The sequence below is a fragment of the Cryobacterium shii genome (assembly GCF_004402595.1).
In the GTDB taxonomy this organism is placed as follows: Bacteria; Actinomycetota; Actinomycetes; order Actinomycetales; family Microbacteriaceae; genus Cryobacterium; species Cryobacterium shii.
Map to the genome: position 1 here is coordinate 1 of NZ_SOFY01000060.1, position 17,588 is coordinate 17,588.

At 68.2% G+C, this 17,588-nt stretch carries 16 protein-coding genes; 8 read left to right on the forward strand and 8 right to left on the reverse strand.

The window, feature by feature from the left end; translation table 11 throughout:
- Nucleotides 1–116: 116 nt before the first annotated feature.
- Nucleotides 117–377 (reverse strand): metal-sensitive transcriptional regulator, encoded by a 261-nt coding sequence (locus E3O49_RS10860; RefSeq protein WP_134367589.1) that lies wholly within the window; start codon nucleotides 375–377, stop codon nucleotides 117–119.
- Nucleotides 378–379: 2 nt separating this feature from the next.
- On the reverse strand, nucleotides 380–2,038 hold the full coding sequence (locus tag E3O49_RS10865) for an FAD-dependent oxidoreductase (RefSeq protein WP_134367591.1): 1,659 nt from the start codon (nucleotides 2,036–2,038) through the stop codon (nucleotides 380–382).
- A gap of 81 nt (nucleotides 2,039–2,119) precedes the next feature.
- On the opposite strand from E3O49_RS10865, the gene E3O49_RS10870 reads away from it, so the two are divergent.
- Complete coding sequence (locus E3O49_RS10870) at nucleotides 2,120–3,424, forward strand: O-antigen ligase family protein (protein ID WP_134451566.1); 1,305 nt, start codon at nucleotides 2,120–2,122, stop codon at nucleotides 3,422–3,424.
- A 19-nt stretch (nucleotides 3,425–3,443) separates the two neighbouring features.
- Nucleotides 3,444–4,745, forward strand: coding sequence for an O-antigen ligase family protein (locus E3O49_RS10875; RefSeq protein ID WP_134410393.1), 1,302 nt, complete (start codon nucleotides 3,444–3,446; stop codon nucleotides 4,743–4,745).
- Between the two features lie 90 nt (nucleotides 4,746–4,835).
- Here the strand turns inward: E3O49_RS10875 and E3O49_RS10880 are convergent, their stop codons facing one another.
- Nucleotides 4,836–5,870, reverse strand: a complete 1,035-nt coding sequence (locus tag E3O49_RS10880; RefSeq protein ID WP_134451567.1) for a glycosyltransferase family 2 protein — start codon at nucleotides 5,868–5,870, stop codon at nucleotides 4,836–4,838.
- Nucleotides 5,870–7,039, reverse strand: coding sequence for a glycosyltransferase family 2 protein (locus E3O49_RS10885; RefSeq protein WP_241976241.1), 1,170 nt, complete (start codon nucleotides 7,037–7,039; stop codon nucleotides 5,870–5,872). Before E3O49_RS10885 ends, E3O49_RS10880 begins: the two co-directional genes overlap by 1 nt.
- A gap of 58 nt (nucleotides 7,040–7,097) precedes the next feature.
- Here E3O49_RS10885 and E3O49_RS10890 point away from each other — a divergent pair, with 58 nt between their 5' ends.
- The 3 genes from E3O49_RS10890 to E3O49_RS10900 are packed head-to-tail and all read left to right on the forward strand — an operon-like array spanning nucleotide 7,098 to nucleotide 10,227.
- Nucleotides 7,098–7,973: a glycosyltransferase family 2 protein gene (locus E3O49_RS10890; protein WP_134403343.1), complete on the forward strand. Its 876-nt coding sequence runs from the start codon at nucleotides 7,098–7,100 to the stop codon at nucleotides 7,971–7,973.
- Nucleotides 7,970–9,127 carry a hypothetical protein gene (locus E3O49_RS10895; RefSeq protein WP_134403342.1) on the forward strand — a complete coding sequence of 386 codons (1,158 nt, stop codon included), beginning with the start codon at nucleotides 7,970–7,972 and terminating at the stop codon, nucleotides 9,125–9,127. Before E3O49_RS10890 ends, E3O49_RS10895 begins: the two co-directional genes overlap by 4 nt.
- Nucleotides 9,124–10,227 (forward strand): glycosyltransferase family 4 protein, encoded by a 1,104-nt coding sequence (locus E3O49_RS10900; protein WP_134403341.1) that lies wholly within the window; start codon nucleotides 9,124–9,126, stop codon nucleotides 10,225–10,227. The genes E3O49_RS10895 and E3O49_RS10900 overlap by 4 nt, the downstream gene beginning before the upstream one ends.
- Here the strand turns inward: E3O49_RS10900 and E3O49_RS10905 are convergent.
- Genes E3O49_RS10905 through E3O49_RS16585 form a run of 4 tightly spaced genes read right to left on the reverse strand, consistent with a single transcriptional unit; the run spans nucleotide 10,203 to nucleotide 15,319 of the window.
- Complete coding sequence (locus E3O49_RS10905) at nucleotides 10,203–11,366, reverse strand: glycosyltransferase family 4 protein (RefSeq protein ID WP_160141086.1); 1,164 nt, start codon at nucleotides 11,364–11,366, stop codon at nucleotides 10,203–10,205. The two genes, E3O49_RS10900 and E3O49_RS10905, sit on opposite strands and share 25 nt — an antisense overlap.
- The gene (locus E3O49_RS10910; protein WP_160141087.1) at nucleotides 11,359–12,963 is read right to left on the reverse strand and encodes a DUF2142 domain-containing protein; all 1,605 of its coding nucleotides are present in this window, start codon (nucleotides 12,961–12,963) and stop codon (nucleotides 11,359–11,361) included. Before E3O49_RS10910 ends, E3O49_RS10905 begins: the two co-directional genes overlap by 8 nt.
- A 35-nt stretch (nucleotides 12,964–12,998) precedes the next feature.
- Nucleotides 12,999–14,006 carry a glycosyltransferase family 2 protein gene (locus E3O49_RS16580; protein WP_160141088.1) on the reverse strand — a complete coding sequence of 336 codons (1,008 nt, stop codon included), beginning with the start codon at nucleotides 14,004–14,006 and terminating at the stop codon, nucleotides 12,999–13,001.
- On the reverse strand, nucleotides 14,003–15,319 hold the full coding sequence (locus E3O49_RS16585) for a polysaccharide biosynthesis protein (RefSeq protein WP_160141089.1): 1,317 nt from the start codon (nucleotides 15,317–15,319) through the stop codon (nucleotides 14,003–14,005). The genes E3O49_RS16580 and E3O49_RS16585 overlap by 4 nt, the downstream gene beginning before the upstream one ends.
- A gap of 169 nt (nucleotides 15,320–15,488) precedes the next feature.
- Between E3O49_RS16585 and E3O49_RS10920 the strand changes: the two genes are divergently transcribed.
- The 3 genes from E3O49_RS10920 (at nucleotide 15,489) to E3O49_RS10930 (ending at nucleotide 17,562) form a co-directional block, all read left to right on the forward strand.
- A complete protein-coding gene (locus E3O49_RS10920) occupies nucleotides 15,489–16,373 on the forward strand; it encodes a glycosyltransferase family 2 protein (RefSeq protein ID WP_198417487.1) in 885 nt (294 codons plus the stop codon).
- Between the two features lie 74 nt (nucleotides 16,374–16,447).
- The gene (locus E3O49_RS10925; protein ID WP_134403348.1) at nucleotides 16,448–17,185 is read left to right on the forward strand and encodes a glycosyltransferase family 2 protein; all 738 of its coding nucleotides are present in this window, start codon (nucleotides 16,448–16,450) and stop codon (nucleotides 17,183–17,185) included.
- Nucleotides 17,182–17,562 (forward strand): DUF2304 domain-containing protein, encoded by a 381-nt coding sequence (locus E3O49_RS10930; RefSeq protein WP_134403337.1) that lies wholly within the window; start codon nucleotides 17,182–17,184, stop codon nucleotides 17,560–17,562. The genes E3O49_RS10925 and E3O49_RS10930 overlap by 4 nt, the downstream gene beginning before the upstream one ends.
- Nucleotides 17,563–17,588 lie beyond the last annotated feature (26 nt).

Below are 17,588 nucleotides of genomic sequence, written 5' to 3' on the forward strand. Positions count from 1 at the left end.
TATAAAGTTTCTTTCCTTGACAGTCAGAAACCTAGACAGGAAGCGGCGTGCGGCCGTTAAGGCGCTCCGAAAGACCCACAGATGCAGCAGGAGAGCCAGAATCTCCGTCGAATTGGTTAGGAGAGGGTGAGGAAGAGCTTCTCCAGCTCGTCGACCGTGAGGGAGTTCTGCCCATCCGGGTTGTCGAGGCATTCCCGCATCGCCGTCGACACGATCACGAACCCGGCCCGGTCGAGCGCGCTCGATACGGCGGCGAGCTGGGTGACGACGTCCTTGCAGCTGCCGCCGGCCTCGACCGCGGTGATGACCGCCCCGAGCTGGCCCTGGGCCCGGCGCAGCCGGTTGACGATCTTCTTCTGGTTCTGGTCGGGTTCCATGATCAGGCCTTTCGGGCGAAGGTGGCGGGGGTGAGGGTGGAGACGCCGGCCGTCCAGGTGCGGTAGCCGCCGTCGAGGTTCAGCACGTCCCGGCCGTTCTGGCTGAGGATGCGGGCCGCGGTGTGTCCGCGCTGCCCCACCTGGCAGTGCACGACCAGGGTTCCGGCGGGCAGTTCGCCGAGGCGCTCGCGCAGCTCGTCCAGGGGCACGTTGACGGCGCCCGGGATGCTGCCGGCGGCGAATTCGCCGGCCGTACGCACGTCCACCAGGGTGGCGCCGGCCGCCTGGGCGGCCTCCAGCTCGTGCCACTGCAGATTGCGGGTCGTTCCGGCGGCGAGGTTCGCGGCGACGTAGCCGAGCTGGTTGATCGGGTCCTTCGCCGAGCCGTACTGCGGCGCGTAGGCGAGTTCGAGGCGGGTCAGGGCGGATGCCGTCAGCCCGCCCGTCATCGCCGTCGCCAGGATGTCGATGCGCTTGTCGACGCCGCTGCCGCCGATGATCTGGGCGCCCAGGATGGCATCCGACTCCGGGTCCACCAGGAGCTTCATCGACATGGTCTCGGCACCCGGGTAATAGGTGGCGTGCGAGGCCGGGTGGGTGTGCACGACCCGGTGCGCGCGGCCCTGGGCGACGAGGCGTTTCTCGCTCCAGCCGACCATGGCCGCCGTGAGGCCGAAGACGCCGACGATGGCGGTGCCGAGGGCCGGCGACGCCGGCTCCGGCGTTCCGGCGATGCTGTCGGCGGTCGCCCGGCCGTGCCGGTTCGCGAGCCCGGCCATGGTGATCAGGGTGCCCTGGCCGCTGATGGCGTCGATCTTCTCGACCCCGTCGCCGACGGCCCAGATCGAGGGGTCGTTCGTCTGCTGGGTGTCGTCGACCTCGATTCCGCCGCTGGCGCCGATGGTGAGCCCGGCCCGGGAGGCGAGGGAGGTGTCGGGGACGACACCGACGGAGTCGATCACGAGGTCGGCGGGCACGATGGTGCCGTCGCTGAGCTCGACTCCCCCGTTCGCGGCGGCCACGACCGTGCTGTGCAGCCGCACGTCGACGCCGCGGGCGCGCAGCTCGTCGAGCACCGGCGCGGCCATTTCGACGTCGAGGGGGCCGAAGACCTGGGCGCCGAACTCCACCAGGGTCACGGCGACTCCGCGGTGCACGAGGTTCTCGACGGCCTCGAGGCCGATGAAGCCCGCACCGATCACCACGGCGGATGCCGGGCCGGTGATGTCGCGGAGCAGGGCGTCGATGTGGTCGACGTCGTCGACCGTGCGCAGGGTGCGTGTGGCGAGCCCGGCCGGGGTGATCCCCGTGCGGGCGGTCGCGCCGGCCGCGAGGATGAGCCGGTCGTAGGCCTCCACGGTTTCGACGCCGGTCTGGGTGTGGCGCACGGAGACGGTCTTCGCGTCGCGGTCGATGCCGGTCACCTCGTGGTCGACGCGCACGTCCAGGTTGAACCGGGCGGCCAGCGAGGCGGGGGTCTGGAGCAGCAGGTTCTGGCGGTCCTGGATCACGCCGCCGACGTAATACGGCAAACCGCAGTTCGCGAATGACACATAGTGCCCGCGTTCGAATACAATGATTTCACCCGTCTCGTCCAGCCGCCGCAATCGCGTAGCCGCCGACATACCGCCTGCAACTCCGCCAACAATGAGTGTTTTCACAAGTGCCTCCGGGATAAGCATACCCCCCGGGGTATTAAAAGTGACGAAAAGTGACCCCGCCTCGCCACTACCCTTAGTGTCATGCCCTCTGTCCAGAGCCGTTTCGTCGTTCGCACCTTCGCGACCCTCGTGTTCTTCTCCGTTCTGGCCGGGCAATTCTGGCGCAGCCTGCTCGGCTGGTGGGGCTACGGCGCGATCGTTCTGATCATCGGCGCCGGCATCCTCATCGGCCTCGTCCGCCTGAAGCCGGACTGGATGTGGCCCCGGTTCCCGAAGTCGCTGATCGCGTTTCTCGGGCTGGCCACCCTGTCGCTGGTCTGGACGAACTACCTGGGCGCGTCCCTGATCGGCATCACACTGCAGTGGGTGACCACCTTCGCCGCACTCTTCCTCGCCCTCTGCCTGACCTGGACCGAACTTCTGCGCACCCTCGGCGCGGCCCTGCGCTGGGCGCTCGGGCTGTCCCTGGTCTTCGAGGTGACCGTCGGGCTCTTCGTGCGGCAGCCCGTGCTCCCGTTCTGGGTCGACTACGGCACCGACACGGTGCCGCAGGCCTTCTACTGGTCACGCGGGCTCCTCTTCCACGGCGGGCCGATCGAGGGCATCGTCGCCAACCGCAACCTGCTCGGCTTCCTGGCCCTCCTCGCCGTGATCGTCTTCGCCCTGCAGCTGGCGGCCGGAACCGTGCGCCGCGGCTGGGGCGTGGCCTGGCTGTCCCTCGCCGTGCTGATCCTGGTGCTGACCCGGTCCGCGACCGTCAGCTTCGCCGCCGTCGTCGTGGCCGTGGTGCTCGGCCTCGCGCTCTGGGCCCGTCGCCGCGGCCCGGACCGGAGAGGCGTCGTCTACCTGACGGCCGCGGCATCCGTCGTCGCCGTGTCCGCGGCGTTGGCCGCCCTCGCCCCCCGGATCCTGCCGCTGCTGGGCAAGAGCGCGGACCTCACCGGCCGCCTGGACATCTGGCGGAGCGTGATCGACCTGGCCGGTCAGCGCCCGGTGCAGGGCTGGGGCTGGGTGAGCTACTGGGCGCCGTGGGCCGAGCCGTTCAAGGGTCTCGCGGTGCGCCGGGGCGTCGTCTACCTGCAGGCCCACAACGCCTGGCTCGACGTCTGGCTGCAACTGGGTATCCTCGGCCTGATCATCTTCATCGCCCTGGTGCTGTCGACGCTGTGGCGGTCCTGGCTCCTCGCCGTCGACCGGCCGCGCCGCACCGTTGCCGACACTGCGCCGTACACGGTCTCCTCGCTGCTGCCGCTGCTGCTGCTGACCGCTCTCCTCGCGCAGAGCGTCGCCGAGAGCCGGATGCTGATCGAGTCCGGCTGGGTTCTTCTGGTGGTGCTCGCCGTGACGACCAAGAGAGCCCAGTCATCCGTTCAGACGCTGCCGTGAGCGGTAGCGTGGAACAGCCATGACCTACCGCGCGAACCGACCCGCCGCTCCGGCCCCGTTCACGCGCCTGTTCGCGTCACCGAAGTTCGCGGCCGCACTGACCGTGCTCATCCTCGGCTTCGCGTTCGGCACCCACGCCGTGCGCAGCCTGATCGGCTGGCCCGGCCTGCTGGGCGTGCTGGTCGGGCTGGTGGCACTGGCGGCGTTCTCGCTCAGCGCCCGCTGGGCCAGCATCGACTGGCACGGGCTGCTGCCGATCTCGATCATGGTCTTCGTGGGCTGGTGCGCCCTGTCGTTGCTCTGGACGGGCTACCCGTTCGAGACCCTCAGCGCCGTGCTCTACCAGCTGGCCTTCACGTTCCTGGCCGTCTACATCGCCTTGGCCCGCGACACCATCCAGATCGTGCGCGCCACCGGGGACGTGCTGCGCTTTCTGCTCGTGGCGTCCCTGGCGCTGGAGGTGCTGTCCGGGCTCCTGCTCGACCTGCCCATCGCCTTCCTCGGCATCCAGGGCAATATCGCCACCCTGGGGCCGGTGCAGGGCCTCTTCGGCTCCCGCAACCTGTTCGGGCTCGTCTCGCTGATCGCCGGGGTCACCTTCGTGGTCGAGCTGCGGTCCCGGTCGGTCCCCCGGTCAATCGGCGTCGGCTCGATCGCCCTCGCCGGCTTCGCCCTGCTGCTCACCCGCTCCCCCGTCATGCTGGTCGTCGCGCTCTTCGTGGGGGTCGCGGCGCTGGCCCTGTACTGGCTGCGCCACACGCCGGCCGAGGGCCGGTGGATCCTGCAGATCGGGCTGCTCATCACCTCCGCGGTCGCCGGCATCGCGGGGTTCATCGCCCGGGCGCGCATCACCGAACTGCTGAACGCGGGCAGCGAATTCGAGGTGCGGTCGACGCTGTGGAGCGAAATGTGGCGTCTGGGCCGGCTGCATCCGTTGGAGGGATGGGGCTGGGCCGGGCTCTGGCCGGCCCAGGTGACCCCGTACGGCTGGCTGGACTTCGTGACCGGGCGGGAGCACGCCTCCGGGCTGAACGCCTTCCTCGACGTCTACTTCCAGGTCGGGCTGGTCGGCCTGCTCGCCTTCCTCGCCCTGGTCGGGCTCGCGTTCTGGCGGTCCTGGCTGCTCGCCTCGGACAAGCGCCCCGTGGTCTACGTGTGGTCGCCGCTGATCCTGGTGCTGCTGCTGGTCACTTCGGCGGCGGAGAGCACCGTGCTGGTCGAGTTCGGCTGGCTGCTCCTGCTGATCTGCGCGGTCAAGGCCGCGCAGGGCAAGAGCTGGCGCAGCCTGCTGCAGCCCAGCCCGCACCGCTACCACGAGTAGCGGGCCGCGCGCCCGGAAAACGGCAGCCGAGACCGCGACCGCCGCCGCAGCAGCCGCAGCCGCAGCCGCAGCGGCAGCGGCAGCGGCAGCTCAGACCGGCTGGGCCAGGTCGCGCAGCACGTCCTGCAGGCCGAGCCCGAACCGGACGTAGTCGCCGGCGCGCCAGCCCGCGAGCACGGGCGCCAGCCGGGCCGGACGCAGGGCCGGGAGGGTGCTGCGCCGGCGTTCGTGCGCCAGCTTGGCGTCGATCAGGGCGAGTGTGGCGGCCGACGGCGCCGGCTGCAGCAGCGCGGCCCGCTCCTGCAGGGCCTGGGCGCGGGCCAGCAGGCGGGCGTTGCGGGCCGTGCGCGGCGCCCGCAGCCGGCCCAGCTTGCCGGCGGCGTCGAGGCTGGAGGCGCCGATCTGGTTGCCCGCGTGCTGACGGTAGTCCAGCAAAGGGATTTCGAGCAGGTCGACCTCCCCGGTCGCGGCGGCCACGATCGCGAGCCACTCGTCGTGCACCCAGGCGGCCGGGAACGGGCGCGCCTGCTGCACGAGGTCGCGGCGCAGCATCGCCGTGGCGCCGGTGACGATGTTGCGGCACAGCAGCAGGTCGAGGGCGTGCCCCCGATGTTCCGCGGCCTGGTCGGCGGCGGACACCCCCAGGGTGGCGAGCAGGGTGCGGCCCGTCGGCCGGCCGGCCTCGTCGACGAGGCGGGCATCCGTGTGCAGCAGCTGCAGCGGCGGCCGGGACGCGAACTCGGCGGCCAGCAGGGCCAGCCGTTCCGGGGGCCACACGTCGTCCTGGTCGCTGAGGGCGATCAACTCGCCCGTGCACGCGGCGAGCGCCTGCTCGAAGTTCCAGGTGACGCCGAGCGGCGCCGGGTTGCGGATCATGCGCAGCGTCACGGCCTGCCCCGGATGCTCGCCCTGCCAGGCGGCGAAGACGCGCTCCACCTCGGCCGGGGTGTCGTCGGTGGAGCCGTCGTCGGACACGACGATCTCATCGGCGGGCGCGCTCTGGTCCAGGATGCTGCGCAGCTGTTCCTCGATGAATTCGGAGCCGTTGTAGGTGCAGAGCGCCACTGACACGCGGGGCACGGATGCCGCGGGCGCACGCGAGGCGGAACCGGTCGGGCGGGCCATCAGCGTCGCTTCAGACCGACCGAGAGCACCCCGAGGAACAGGCCGGCCATCACCGTCTGCGAGCCCAGCATCATCAGCAGGGCCGAGGGGATGGCCACCCGCACGGTGGCGCCGGCCTCCAGCGCGCCGTAGCCGCCGGCCGCCCAGCCGACCAGCTGGGTCAGGGCGATGCCCAGGCCGATCAGGAAGAGCACGACGCCGAGGATGGCGCCGCTCTCGAGGCTGATGCGTTTCTCGAGTCGCTCGAAGTTGCGGCTGCGCGGGATACGAAACCCCTCGTGCTGGGCGTAGATCTTGGTCAGCAGGGCGAACAGGAAGGCCTGGTAGCCGACCACCGCCAGCGCGGCCAGGTAGATCTGGCTGGCATAGGTGAAGCCCACTTCCCCCACCACGACGGGTCCGAAGCCGAGCAGGATGGTGCCGAGGAAGCCGATCAGGAACGCGACGCTGCCGGGGATCAGGAACAGCCAGCGCGGGCTGAAGATGAGCAGGAAGCGCAGGTGGCGCCAGCCGTCACGCCAGCTGCGCAGGTGGGGCGGACGGCTGCGGCCGTCTTTCTTGAGGGTGGTGGGCACTTCGCTCACCCGGGACCCGCCCAGGGTGGATTTGACGACCATCTCGCTGGCGAACTCCATCCCCGACGTCTGCAATTTCAGGGCGAGCATGGACTGGCGGTTGAAGCCGCGCAGCCCGCAGTGGAAGTCCTTGATCGGCGAGCGGAACAGGGAACGCCCGATCCAGGACAGCACCGGGTTGCCGAGGTACTTGTGCAGCGGCGGCATGGCACCGGCTGCGATGCCCCCGCGGAAGCGGTTGCCCATGACCAGTTCGTCGCCCGCGCGGAGCCGCTCGACGAAGCCGTCGAGCTCGCTGAAGTCGTAGCTGTCGTCGGCGTCGCCCATGATCACGTACGTGCCACGGGCGGCCTCGATTCCGCCGATCAGGGCGCTGCCGTAGCCCTTCTCCGCGACGTCCACCACCCGGGCCCCGTGGGCCTCGGAAATCTGCTGCGACCCGTCGGTGCTGCCGTTGTCGGCGATCAGGACCTCGCCGGCGATGCCGCTCCGCCGCAGGTACCCCTGGGCCTTGTCAATGCAGACCGCGAGCGTTTCTGCCTCGTTGAGGCACGGCATCAGGATCGAGAGTTCAATTGTTTCGGTGATTGTCATGCTCGGTGCGAGTCCTGTCATTGTTGGTCTGGCCCCCTCATCGTACAGAATGTGCTGTGTGGACTTAGGACTGGTGGTGTCGACGCTCGGCCGTGTCGAGAGCCTGAAGCGACTCTTTGATTCCCTGTCCGGGCAGCTTTCAGCGGGTGACACCCTCGTCGTGGTCGCCCAGCGCAACCTGCCCGCGGTGGAGGCACTCGCATCCGCCTACCGCTCGGACAGCATGCGGATCACCGTCACGACGTCGCCGCCCGGGGCGGCCCGCGGCCGGAACGCGGGCGTCGCCGCTCTGCCGGCGGGCCGCGACCTGCTGCTCAATTTTCCCAATGACACCACCTGGTACCCACCCGGCACGCTGCAACGGATGCGGCTCCTCCCCGAGGACTTCCGAGCGGGCGCCCTCACCGTGGTCGACGAGAACGGGCCCAAGTTCGTGCTGCCCGAGCCCGGTGCGACCCTGACCCGGTGGACGGTGTGGAGCGTGATCGAGATGGGCATCCTGATCCGGCGCACCGTGTTCGACCGGCTCGGCGGCTTCGACCCGGAGATCGGCACAGGAGCCCCGACACCCTGGCAGGCCGGGGAGGCCACGGACCTGCTCCTGAAGCTGATCCGCACCGGGCAGCACTCCGGGTTCGCGTGGCAGCCGGCCGCGCTCACCGTGGGCGGGGTCAGCGACCCGAGCGGGCTCAGCAGCGCGGAACGACGGCACAAGCTGCGCGGCTACGGCCGGGGGCTGGGTCGCCTCGTCACCCGCTGGCGGTATCCGCTCTGGTGGCGGTTCGCGTTCCTCGGCGGCGGCCTGTTCTTCGGACTGCGCAATCGCGGGACGAACGCCCTCATCGACGGCTGGTGGGTGTTCCTGGGTCGCCTCGAGGGAATGCTCGGTCGAACCCTCGGCGCCGCCGGCACGCTCACCGCGGTGACCCGGTGACGGCCGACCTGCCCTCGCCGCTCCGACTGCGGCGGGCCACCCTGAGCCTGATCACCCTGCTCGGCGGCGTATCCCTGGCCGTCATCCCCGCGGCGACGGTCGCGATCTCGTCCCGGCTGTTCAGCCGGCCGGAGCAGGGCGTGATTGCCGTGGCGGTAATGGTGGCCACCTTCGCCGGCCAGCTGACCTTCGCGGTCGTGCTCGAGTCCCGGCTCAGTTCGGCGGCCACCGAACGCCGGGTGGTGTTCCCGCTCTGGTTGGCCGGTCTGGCATTGGTCGCCGCCTCGGTGATCGCGCTTAACGCGACGAACCCGGTCGTGCTCTGCCTCGGCCTGCCGCTGCTGATCGCCGCCCTGGAAGTCGGGCGGGGCGTCTCGGTCGCCGAGCGTCTGGACCTGCGGGAGATCTGGGCATCCGTCGCGGTGGGGCTCGGCGCCCTCGGCGGCGTGGCGGCCGCGTTCACCGGCCAGGACTGGGCGCTGATCCCCCTGGTGGCCGGCATCGCGCTGGCGACGCTGGTGCGCTGCCTGCCGGTGACCCATCGGGCCAGCCGTCCGGAGCCGGCCGTGATGGGCTGGGTGGTGGCCGACACGGCGATCACCGGCGTGATCTACCCGCTCCTGAACGCCATGATCCTGACGCTGATCGGGCCCGGCGACGCGGTGCTGTTCACCGCGATCGCGACGGTGTCCGGCCTGCTCGCGATCCCCCTGAACTTCATGCGGCTGCGCCTGCTCAAGGAGCACTCCCGCCTCGACATCGTCGTGTCCGCCGGCGCGGTGCTCGCAGCAGTCGTGGTGCTGGTGGCGCTGGAGCGCACCGGGGTGCTCGGCTTTATCTTCGGCAGCGTCTGGACCAGCTCTGCCGCCATCCTGTCGCTCGTGCTCGCGTGCGGTTGGCGGGCCGCGTCACTCGCCACGACCATTCCGTTCGCCGCGCTGCGCCGGATGGGCGAGGTGCGGCTGCTCACCGGGCTGCGCGCAGCCGTCTCCGTGATGGCGTTCGCCCTCGCCGGGATCGGCCTGGCGCTGCACAGCCTGTCCGCCGTGTTCCTGGGTCTCCTCATCGCCGAGCTGGCGTCGGCCGTGCTCTACGAGCTCGCACGGCGCCGACGGGTGCGCGCCGCCGCACTGGTCGTGGCGGCCGCAGTATGAGCCGCGTCCTCGTCGACCTGCTCTTCTTCACCGGCCGCAAGGGCGGCATGGAGTCGTACGTGCGGGAGGTGTACAGCCGGATCGAGCCCGGTGCCGACGGGATCGAATTCGTCGGCCTCGCGTCGAGCGAGTTGGCGGTCGCGGGTGCCCCCTGGTTTCCGGGCGAGATCGTCGACTCGGGCATCAGCGGCGAGAACCGGATCGCCTGGGCCCGCGGCGAGCTCTTCTCCGTCGGCCGCGCGGCCCGGCGGCAGCGCGCCGATCTGGTGCACTGTCCGGCCAACCTCGGTCCGGCCTGGTCGCGGGTGCCCGTGGTGCTGACCGTGCACGACCTGCTGCCGTTCCGGCATCCGGAATACGTGCCCGGCGCGTACTCGCGCATTCTCCGCACCATGATCCGGGTGGCGGCGCACGGCGCACGCCGCGTTCTCACCGTCAGCGTCGCCTCGGCGGATGACATCGTCCGCTACCTCCGGGTGCCGCCCGCCCGCATCGACGTGGTGCCGCTCGCGGGCCAGGACGCGGACGCGGATTCCGGCACGGCAGCGGCGCCACTCCCCCGGCTGCCGCGCCGGTTGCTGGCCGTGGGCAACCGCATGCCGCACAAAAACTTCCCCCTGCTGCTGGAGGCCCTCGCCCTGGTGCCCGCCGAATCGCGGCCGCACCTCGTCGTCACCGGCAGCCACGGCGACGACCCCCTGACCCCCGTCGTGGCCCGGCTCGGCCTGGCCCCCTGGGTGACACTGCGGGGCTGGCTGAGCGCGGAGGAACTCGACCGGCTCTACGCCGAGTCGAGCCTGATCGTGTTCCCGACCCTGTTCGAGGGCTTCGGCCTGCCGGTGCTGGAGGCCATGTCCCGGGGCTGCCCGGTGGTCTGCTCCGACATCCCGGTGCTGCACGAGGTCGCCGGGGAGGCGGCCGTCTACGTGGCGCCGCAGGACGCCGAAGCCCTCGCCGCGACGCTGTCCGGCCTGCTCGACGACCCGGCCGAGCTGGCCCGCATGTCAGAACGAGGCCGGGACCGGGCCCGCACCTTTTCGTGGGGCCGGACCGCCCGGGACACCGTGGCGTCGCTTCAGCGGGTTCTCGCCGAGCGGTAGCGCGCCAGGATTTCGTCGACCGAGGCGCCCAGACCGTGGCTGACCCGCTCGCGCTGGAACCAGTCGAGGGTGGAGCGGCGCAGCGGCTCTCCGGCCTCGACCGCCCGCACGATGGCCGCGCCGAGTTCGACGGGGGCCACGGATGCGGCGACGTATCCGTTCACGCCGTCGACGACCAGTTCGGCGGCCGCGTTGTCGGGGCCGGCCACCACCACGCTGGGCGTGCCGAACGTGGCCGCCTCCACCACGACCAGGCCGAAGCCTTCGCGTCGGGATGGGTTGACCAGCACCCGGGCACCCTGCACGAGGCTTCTGAGGTCTTCGTCGCTGACCCGGCCTCGCACGTCGACCGCGGAGTCGAGGCCGAGTGCGCCGACCCGCGCGACCACCCGGGGCGTTTCGGGTCCCGTGCCCACGATGACCGCGCGCAGGGCCGGAATCCGGCTGCGAGCCTCCCGCAGGGCCGGCACCAGGTCGATCAGACGTTTGTCGGCGATGTGGCGGCCCACGAAGAGCAGGTACGGGTCGGCCGGTCGTTCGGTCGTGGCCCCGGGCTCGTCGCCGACGAGATCGACCAGGCCCAGAGTGACCGGCTGCGCGCGCCGCCGGTAGCGGCGCAGGCGGGCTCCGGTGAACTCGCTGTTGACGGTGTGCAGGTCACCGAGACGGATGCCCACCGACTGCAGCAGGAAGGCGATCGCTCCGGACATCGCGCCGGCGTACTGCCGCCATTTGGGCCACGGCCAGACCTCGAGCCAGTCGGCGACCACGAACGCGTGCGTGCCGAGGAGGGCCAGCCGCACCGCGAACAGGTTCAGCACCGGCAGCGTGCTCACGACGACGACGTCGTAGCTTCCGCGCTGGCGGAGGAAGTGGCGAAACAGTGCCCAGGCGAACGCGACCGCGCTCCGCGGGGTGCGGGTGCCGCCGGCGTCGTAGATGTCGCCCCGCCACACCGGAACGAGGGAGAAGGACGCCGCCGGGGGCGCCTCCGCCGCCCACTGCCGGCGGGTGACATAGTCGACGGGGCATCCTCGCTCCACGAAGAGTTCCGCCAGGCGGCGGTACACGCGTTCGCCGCCGCCAGTGTTGACCGGGAACAGGCAGTCGAACGCGACCGCGACTCGCGGTTCAGCCACGGACGGTCTCGGTCTCCGGTTCGGGGACCGCGGCCTCGTTGGCCTCGTTGGCCTCGTAGGCCTCGTAGGCCTCGTAGGCCTCGTAGGCCTCGGCTTCATCGTCGGCCCGGGCGGACCTCATGGCCAGCCGGCCCGACCACATCAGGAAGAGGAGTGAGACGAGGCCGTAGAGCACCACGAGCGTCGGCCAGCCGAGCGGCGGCTGCCAGGCAGGTTCCCTCCACATGGCGCTGACCGGCAGCTCCGTCCCAACGACGTAACGCTGCAGAACAATAAAGTAGGCCACCGTGCCATACAGCACGATGGAACCAAGCGCCACCCAGATGACCCGGGTCGACAGGAAGGCCAACCCGGCGCCCTCAGATCCGGAGAGAACCACGGCCGCGACGATGACCACCCCGAGATACAGGAAGAGTCCGTACCGGCCCTGCCAGATGATGCCGGTCTGGGAGACGCTGTACCCCTGCAGAAACGCCGGCACCAAGATAGAAGCGGCCGTAACCGAAGCCAAAGTGATCAGGTTCCTCCGCCGTGCCACCGCGAATGCCAGGACCACGAGAAGACTGATCGCGGAGACGAGCAGCCAATAGGCGTAGGCGGGAAGTGGCGCGTCGAACCAGCCGAAGTACCCCATTGCCTGCTTGACGAAATTCGGGGTGTTGCGCAGGACGTAGACGAACCCCTGCACGAACGACGCCCCCACGAGAGGGGCATCGGACTTGTCGGCTTGACTGGACAGACTTCCGCCGCCAAGGGTCCAAAGAATTGAGAACAGGGAACCCGCCGCAACCAGGGTGAGCCAAAGATAGCTGGACCCCGTCGTGAAGAGTCTTTTCACGGGCAGCCACCCACCCGCGAGGAAGCAGAGCCCGACGACGACGACCAGCCAGAGCGGTCCAAGGGCACGCGCCGTAGCAAGGACGATTGCGGAAATCGTCACGATGAACCACAGATATCCGCGACTCAAGGTGGATACCGTCCCCAGATTTCGCCCATCGAGCTGTTGAAGCAGCCTCAAAAGGGATACCCACAGGGCCAGCGTCGCAGCGATCTCGATCCCGTTTGGGTTTACGGCGCCAAAGAGATACACAACCATCGGCGCAGCGGCAAAGGCCAATCCGAGCGGCATCCACCGCGCGCGTCGGACCGACATGGCGGTCTGGAAGGCCCACGCGACGAACACAGAACAGAGCAGCCCGCTGACAATGCGCATCGCGTAGATTCCGGTTGAGCCGTCGAAGATCAGGCTGGGCCAGCCGACAGCGTAGTAATACAGCGGGTTGTAGGCACCCACCCAAGTGTTGAACCACAAGGCCCCACCCGGATCCCCGAGTTCCACCCCGCAATCCGCCGGCTGTGCAGACTGAAACACGAAGCACTGAATCTGCGGGTCGTACGAATACTCGGCCGGCAAATCCACGACTGTGTGTTTGATGCCCGGAACGTGATAGCCGATGACCTGCCCGCGAACCTGGGCGATTGCCTTCGTAGCATGAGCATTCTCGTCGGGAACAGAGAAAATTGGGCTGGCAAGCGCCCACAGGATCGAGAGGGCTGACATGATCACGAAGGCAAACCAGAAGACAGATCTGGGCATCAGGACACGGGGTGCGCCGGGAGCCATTGGACGCATCAGGCGGTCATTCCGAAGGCTCGTTTGACATGACGGCGGTAGGCCGCCGTGTACACGCTGGGCGCCGTCTTGAAGAGCAGCGCAGCAATTCCCAGTCGCGGTTCGGCCCGAAGGGTTGCCCACACGTCCGGAACTCGAACGGCACGTCGGCACTGTCGCACGGAATTGCGCGCCTCGGCAGAGGTGTGTCCCCTTGAGATGGCTGTCTGCGCGACCAGCAGCGAAATCAGCGTGCGCATCGAGCGCAAGGGATTCGCGTACATGCCGACGGTGAACTCGTGTCGAAGGTGGGTCGCCAGGTAGTCAAGTGCCACGGTTGTGTCGGCGAGGGTCGGCACTCTCCCCCAGGTGAGCGATTGACCGCTGATGAAATAGCGGTAGGTAGGTGTGGCAACCGCCTTGACCATTCGGGCGTGTGAATAGAGAACGATATTCGTGACCATATCCTCGAAGCGGGCGGCTCCTTCTGGAAAACGCACCGTGTCAAAGAGGCTGCGTCGAAACACCTTGTCCCACGGGAAGGGGGTGAGGCGGTCCAGCATGGCCTGGCGGACCGCTTCCCTGCCGGACCAGACTCCGATACCCCGGGACGCGGCATGGTCCACGGAACCGTCAGTCCTGACGATCTCGCGTCCACCGATAACGATGTCGATCTCCGGCGTAAGCTCCGCAGCAAAGATGGCGAGATGGTCATGCAAATACTCGTCATCGCTGTCGAGGAACGTGACATAGTCCCCCGTCGCGTGCGCGAGGCCCGCGTTGCGCGCCGCCGCCACCCCCCGGTTTTCCGTCTGAACGATGAGTCGGATTTGAGCCTCCGGTGAGGCGATCATCAGTTCACGCACCGCGTCGACCGTTCGATCCGTCGACGAGTCGTCGACGATCAGCAACTCCCAATCCATCTCGGTCTGTGCCAAGACGCTCCGAATCGCGCGGCCAATGGTCGCCACGGAGTTGAATGCGGGCATGACCACGCTGAATCGCACGGGGCGGGGTGCGTCGCTCACGTTACGTCCTCGATCCGAGGTGGTTGCCGCCTGCCGCCTGCGACGGGAATCCCAAGACCATGCACGAGAATCCCGATCAGAGGAGACACGCACAGGCTCAGGGTGACCCGAACATCCGACGAGGCCGGAATCATAAGAAGGACGAAGCTTGCGAACGTCGCCGCGATCCATCCGAGCGTGTAGACACGGTGGAGTCCTGAGGCCAGCGCGGCCGCTCCGGTCAGGGTAAGAACCGCCATGCCCCCGGCGCCGAGGGTCAACAGCGCGAGTACGGCACCTCCCACGACGTAGCCGGGACCAAAGATCAACATCAGCCACGGGCCAATCCACCACGCCAGAACCGCCCCTACGACGGAGATCCCGATGATGAGCCCAACCGGCCGCCCAAGGGCACGGAGGCCCCGGTCGCGCTGATTCACGAAGGACGCAATTGCCACCCCCTGAAAAGCTTGGAGGGGGATCATAATCGGAGCACGGGTGAGCTGAACGGCAAGCAGTAAACCGGCCGACGACGCGACGGCCGCTGGTGAGGACGTGAGGCTGAACATGATGGGAAATCCGACGATCAGCGCGGCTGTTGCCGCCGCGGAAACCAGCGCGTAGGAGTGCTGGCGAAGCAATGCGGGGAGCGCGACGTCCGATCTCGCTCGGATGGCCCCACGGGCTTCGCGGGAAATCACAAGGAAGACGATCCAGACGAGGGACGCCAAGGTGCAGGCCACTTCGACGCCCACGACAGTTGCGGTCGTGAGGGCCACAGCGACGACGCAGAGGAAGCGCACAAGCGACTCGCTGCCCATCAGCCAGGAGTAGAGGCGCCAATTCTGGCTTCCCGCCGCCGCGCCGGCCAGGGTGGCGTGGCCGGAGTACGCGAAGCCGGCCAGCGCCACCGCCATGATCACCCATGGGGATCCTGCGGGGAAGAGCTTCTCGGCCCACAGCGCGGATGAGGCGAGGAGTGCTGCGGACACCACCGCGCCGACGATGAGACCAGCGGGCAACACCCTCGTCGAGGTCCGGCCCCGTCCGACACGATCCGCGAGAACGGCACTGCGCACGGCACGCGTGGTCTCGCTCTGAATACCCGAAAGCGTGCCGAAGAGGCCGAAAAGGAGGCCCCAGAAGATCAGGAATTGCGCAGTGTCAGCTGGGGAAAGGGTGCGCGCGACGACCAGCGAGATGAGGAAACCGGCCGCAGCCGCAATCGCGGATGCCACACCGATCCCCGAGGCACCGCGGGCACCAATGGTTGTTTCGCTCGCTGGCATGGCCGTCTTCTCCTCGTCTGAGGTGCGCCATGGTTGCTTCATCATCCTGCTTTCACTGCGCTACCAAACCCGCCCGATTCTACTCTGGAGCGACCTGACCGGGATGACTCGAAGCCGCCCCGGGTCTTCTGGTCCCTGCCGGGGACCCCTTTCGTCCAGTGAACTGTGACACGATTGATGAACCACCGCCCGAGTCCAGCCGATAGAGACCCCCGTGAAATTCGACATCATGATGCCCTTCTATGGGCGCTTCGACCACTTCCAGCAAGCGGTCGAAAGCGTGCGCGCGCAGTCGGATCCGGACTGGAGGATGGTGATCGTGGACGACGTCTACCCGGACCTCGCCCCGGGCGAATGGGCCTGCGGTCTGGGCGACGATCGCATCACCTACATCCGCAATCAAGAGAACCTCGGGCCAAGCCGAAACTACCGCAAATGCGTATCGCTGATGCAGAGCGAATTCGCCGTCATCATGGGCTGCGACGACATCATGCTGCCGAACTTCGTCCGCCGCACCAAGGAGTTGATCGACGAATTCCCGGATTCGTCCATCATTCAGTGCGGTGTGTCCGTCATCGATACCGACGGCCGGCCGATCCTCCCGCTCGCGGACCGCGCCAAATCCTGGTATCAGTTCCGCGGCCGCGGCGCCCGCGAGTATTCGGGTCCAGCTTTGGCCACGAGCCTGATGCGTGGTAACTGGACTTATTTCCCCTCCTTGGTCTGGCGAGCCTCCGAGCTGCGGAAACATGGTTTCCGGGTTGATTTGGACGTCGTCCAGGACCTCGCCATGCTCGCCGAAATCGTAAAGGGAGGGGGCAGCCTGGTGCTCGACGACGAGGTCACCTTCAATTACCGGAGGCATTCGGCGAGCGTTTCGGCGATGACCGGCCCGGACGGGTCGAAATTCGCCCAGGAACGCACGCTCTTCACCGAATCGTCCCGCGATTTCAGCACGATGGGTTGGACCGGCGCTTCCCTCGCCGCGCGGATCCACTTCACTTCCCGGATGAACGCGCTCAGCGAGTTGCCGGCTGCGGTCCGCTCGGGGAACGCCCAGGGGCGCCAAGCACTCCTCCGTCACGTCTTCGGCAAGTAATCCGTGGCTCCGCCTCGAGCCGTTGACCACCGCGGGGACCGCCACCACCCGGCCTGTTGGATAGGATTTTGTTCATGACGACCCTTCTGAAGCACACGTTGATCGTGATGCCGGCCCTCAACGAAGAGGAGTCCGTGGCGGCCGTCGTCGACGAGGTCTATTCGAAACTCCCCGGCATCAGCGTTCTCGTCGTTGACGATGGCTCAACCGATCGAACAGCAGAGCGTGCCAGACTCGCCGGTGCCACGGTGATCAGTTTGCCCTTCAACCTTGGCGTGGGCGGCGCGATGCGGGTCGGCTTTAAGTACGCCTTGGCCCACGACTTCCAAAACGTCGTCCAGGTTGATTCGGACGGTCAGCACGACCCGTCCGGGGTAGCAATGCTCGTGGACGCTCTCGATTCCGCTGATGTGGTCGTCGGCGCGCGTTTCGCCGGTGAGGGCGACTATTCAGTCAAGGGTCCAAGAAGATGGGCGATGATCGTCCTGGCCACAATTATCAGTTCACTCGCGGCGACCAAACTCACCGACACAACGTCCGGTTTCCGCGCGACGGGTCCTCGGGCAGTGCGGCTTTTCGCCGAGCACTACCCGGCGGAGTATCTGGGCGACACCATCGAGTCGCTGGTGATCGCGGCCCGGGCGGGATGCACAATCCGCCAATTGCCCGTTTCGATGCGCCCTCGCGCCGGTGGCGTCCCCTCCCACAACCCGTTCAAGGCGGCGGCATACCTCGGTCGAGCCGGCATGGCCCTGATGATCGCTCTGATGCGACCGCGCGTCCCCCTAGCCACCGAGGTGACCAGTTCATGACCATTGCCAGTTACATCCTTGGAATCGCAGCTGCAATGCTCGCCCTCGGCGTGGTCACCGAGATGCTCCGCCGCCGTCGGTTGCGCGAGCGTCACGCTATCTGGTGGATCATCGCCGGTGTGCTTGCCCTCGTCATTGGGGTTTTTCCTCAGGTCCTCATTTGGACGGCAGCCGCTGTCGGGGTCGAGGTTCCGACAAACCTGGTCTTCTTCGTGAGTCTCTTCATTCTGTTCCTCGTGTGCATCCAGCAGAGTGCTGAGTTGACCGAGCTGGAGGGAAAGACCCGCGCGCTGGCCGAGTATTCCGCCCTATTAGCGAACCGGGTCACCCAACTGGAAACCGCCACCCATCGCGCCGATGCAGGTGACACGCCGTAACGACGGTTGCCGTCCGGGTGGCAGGC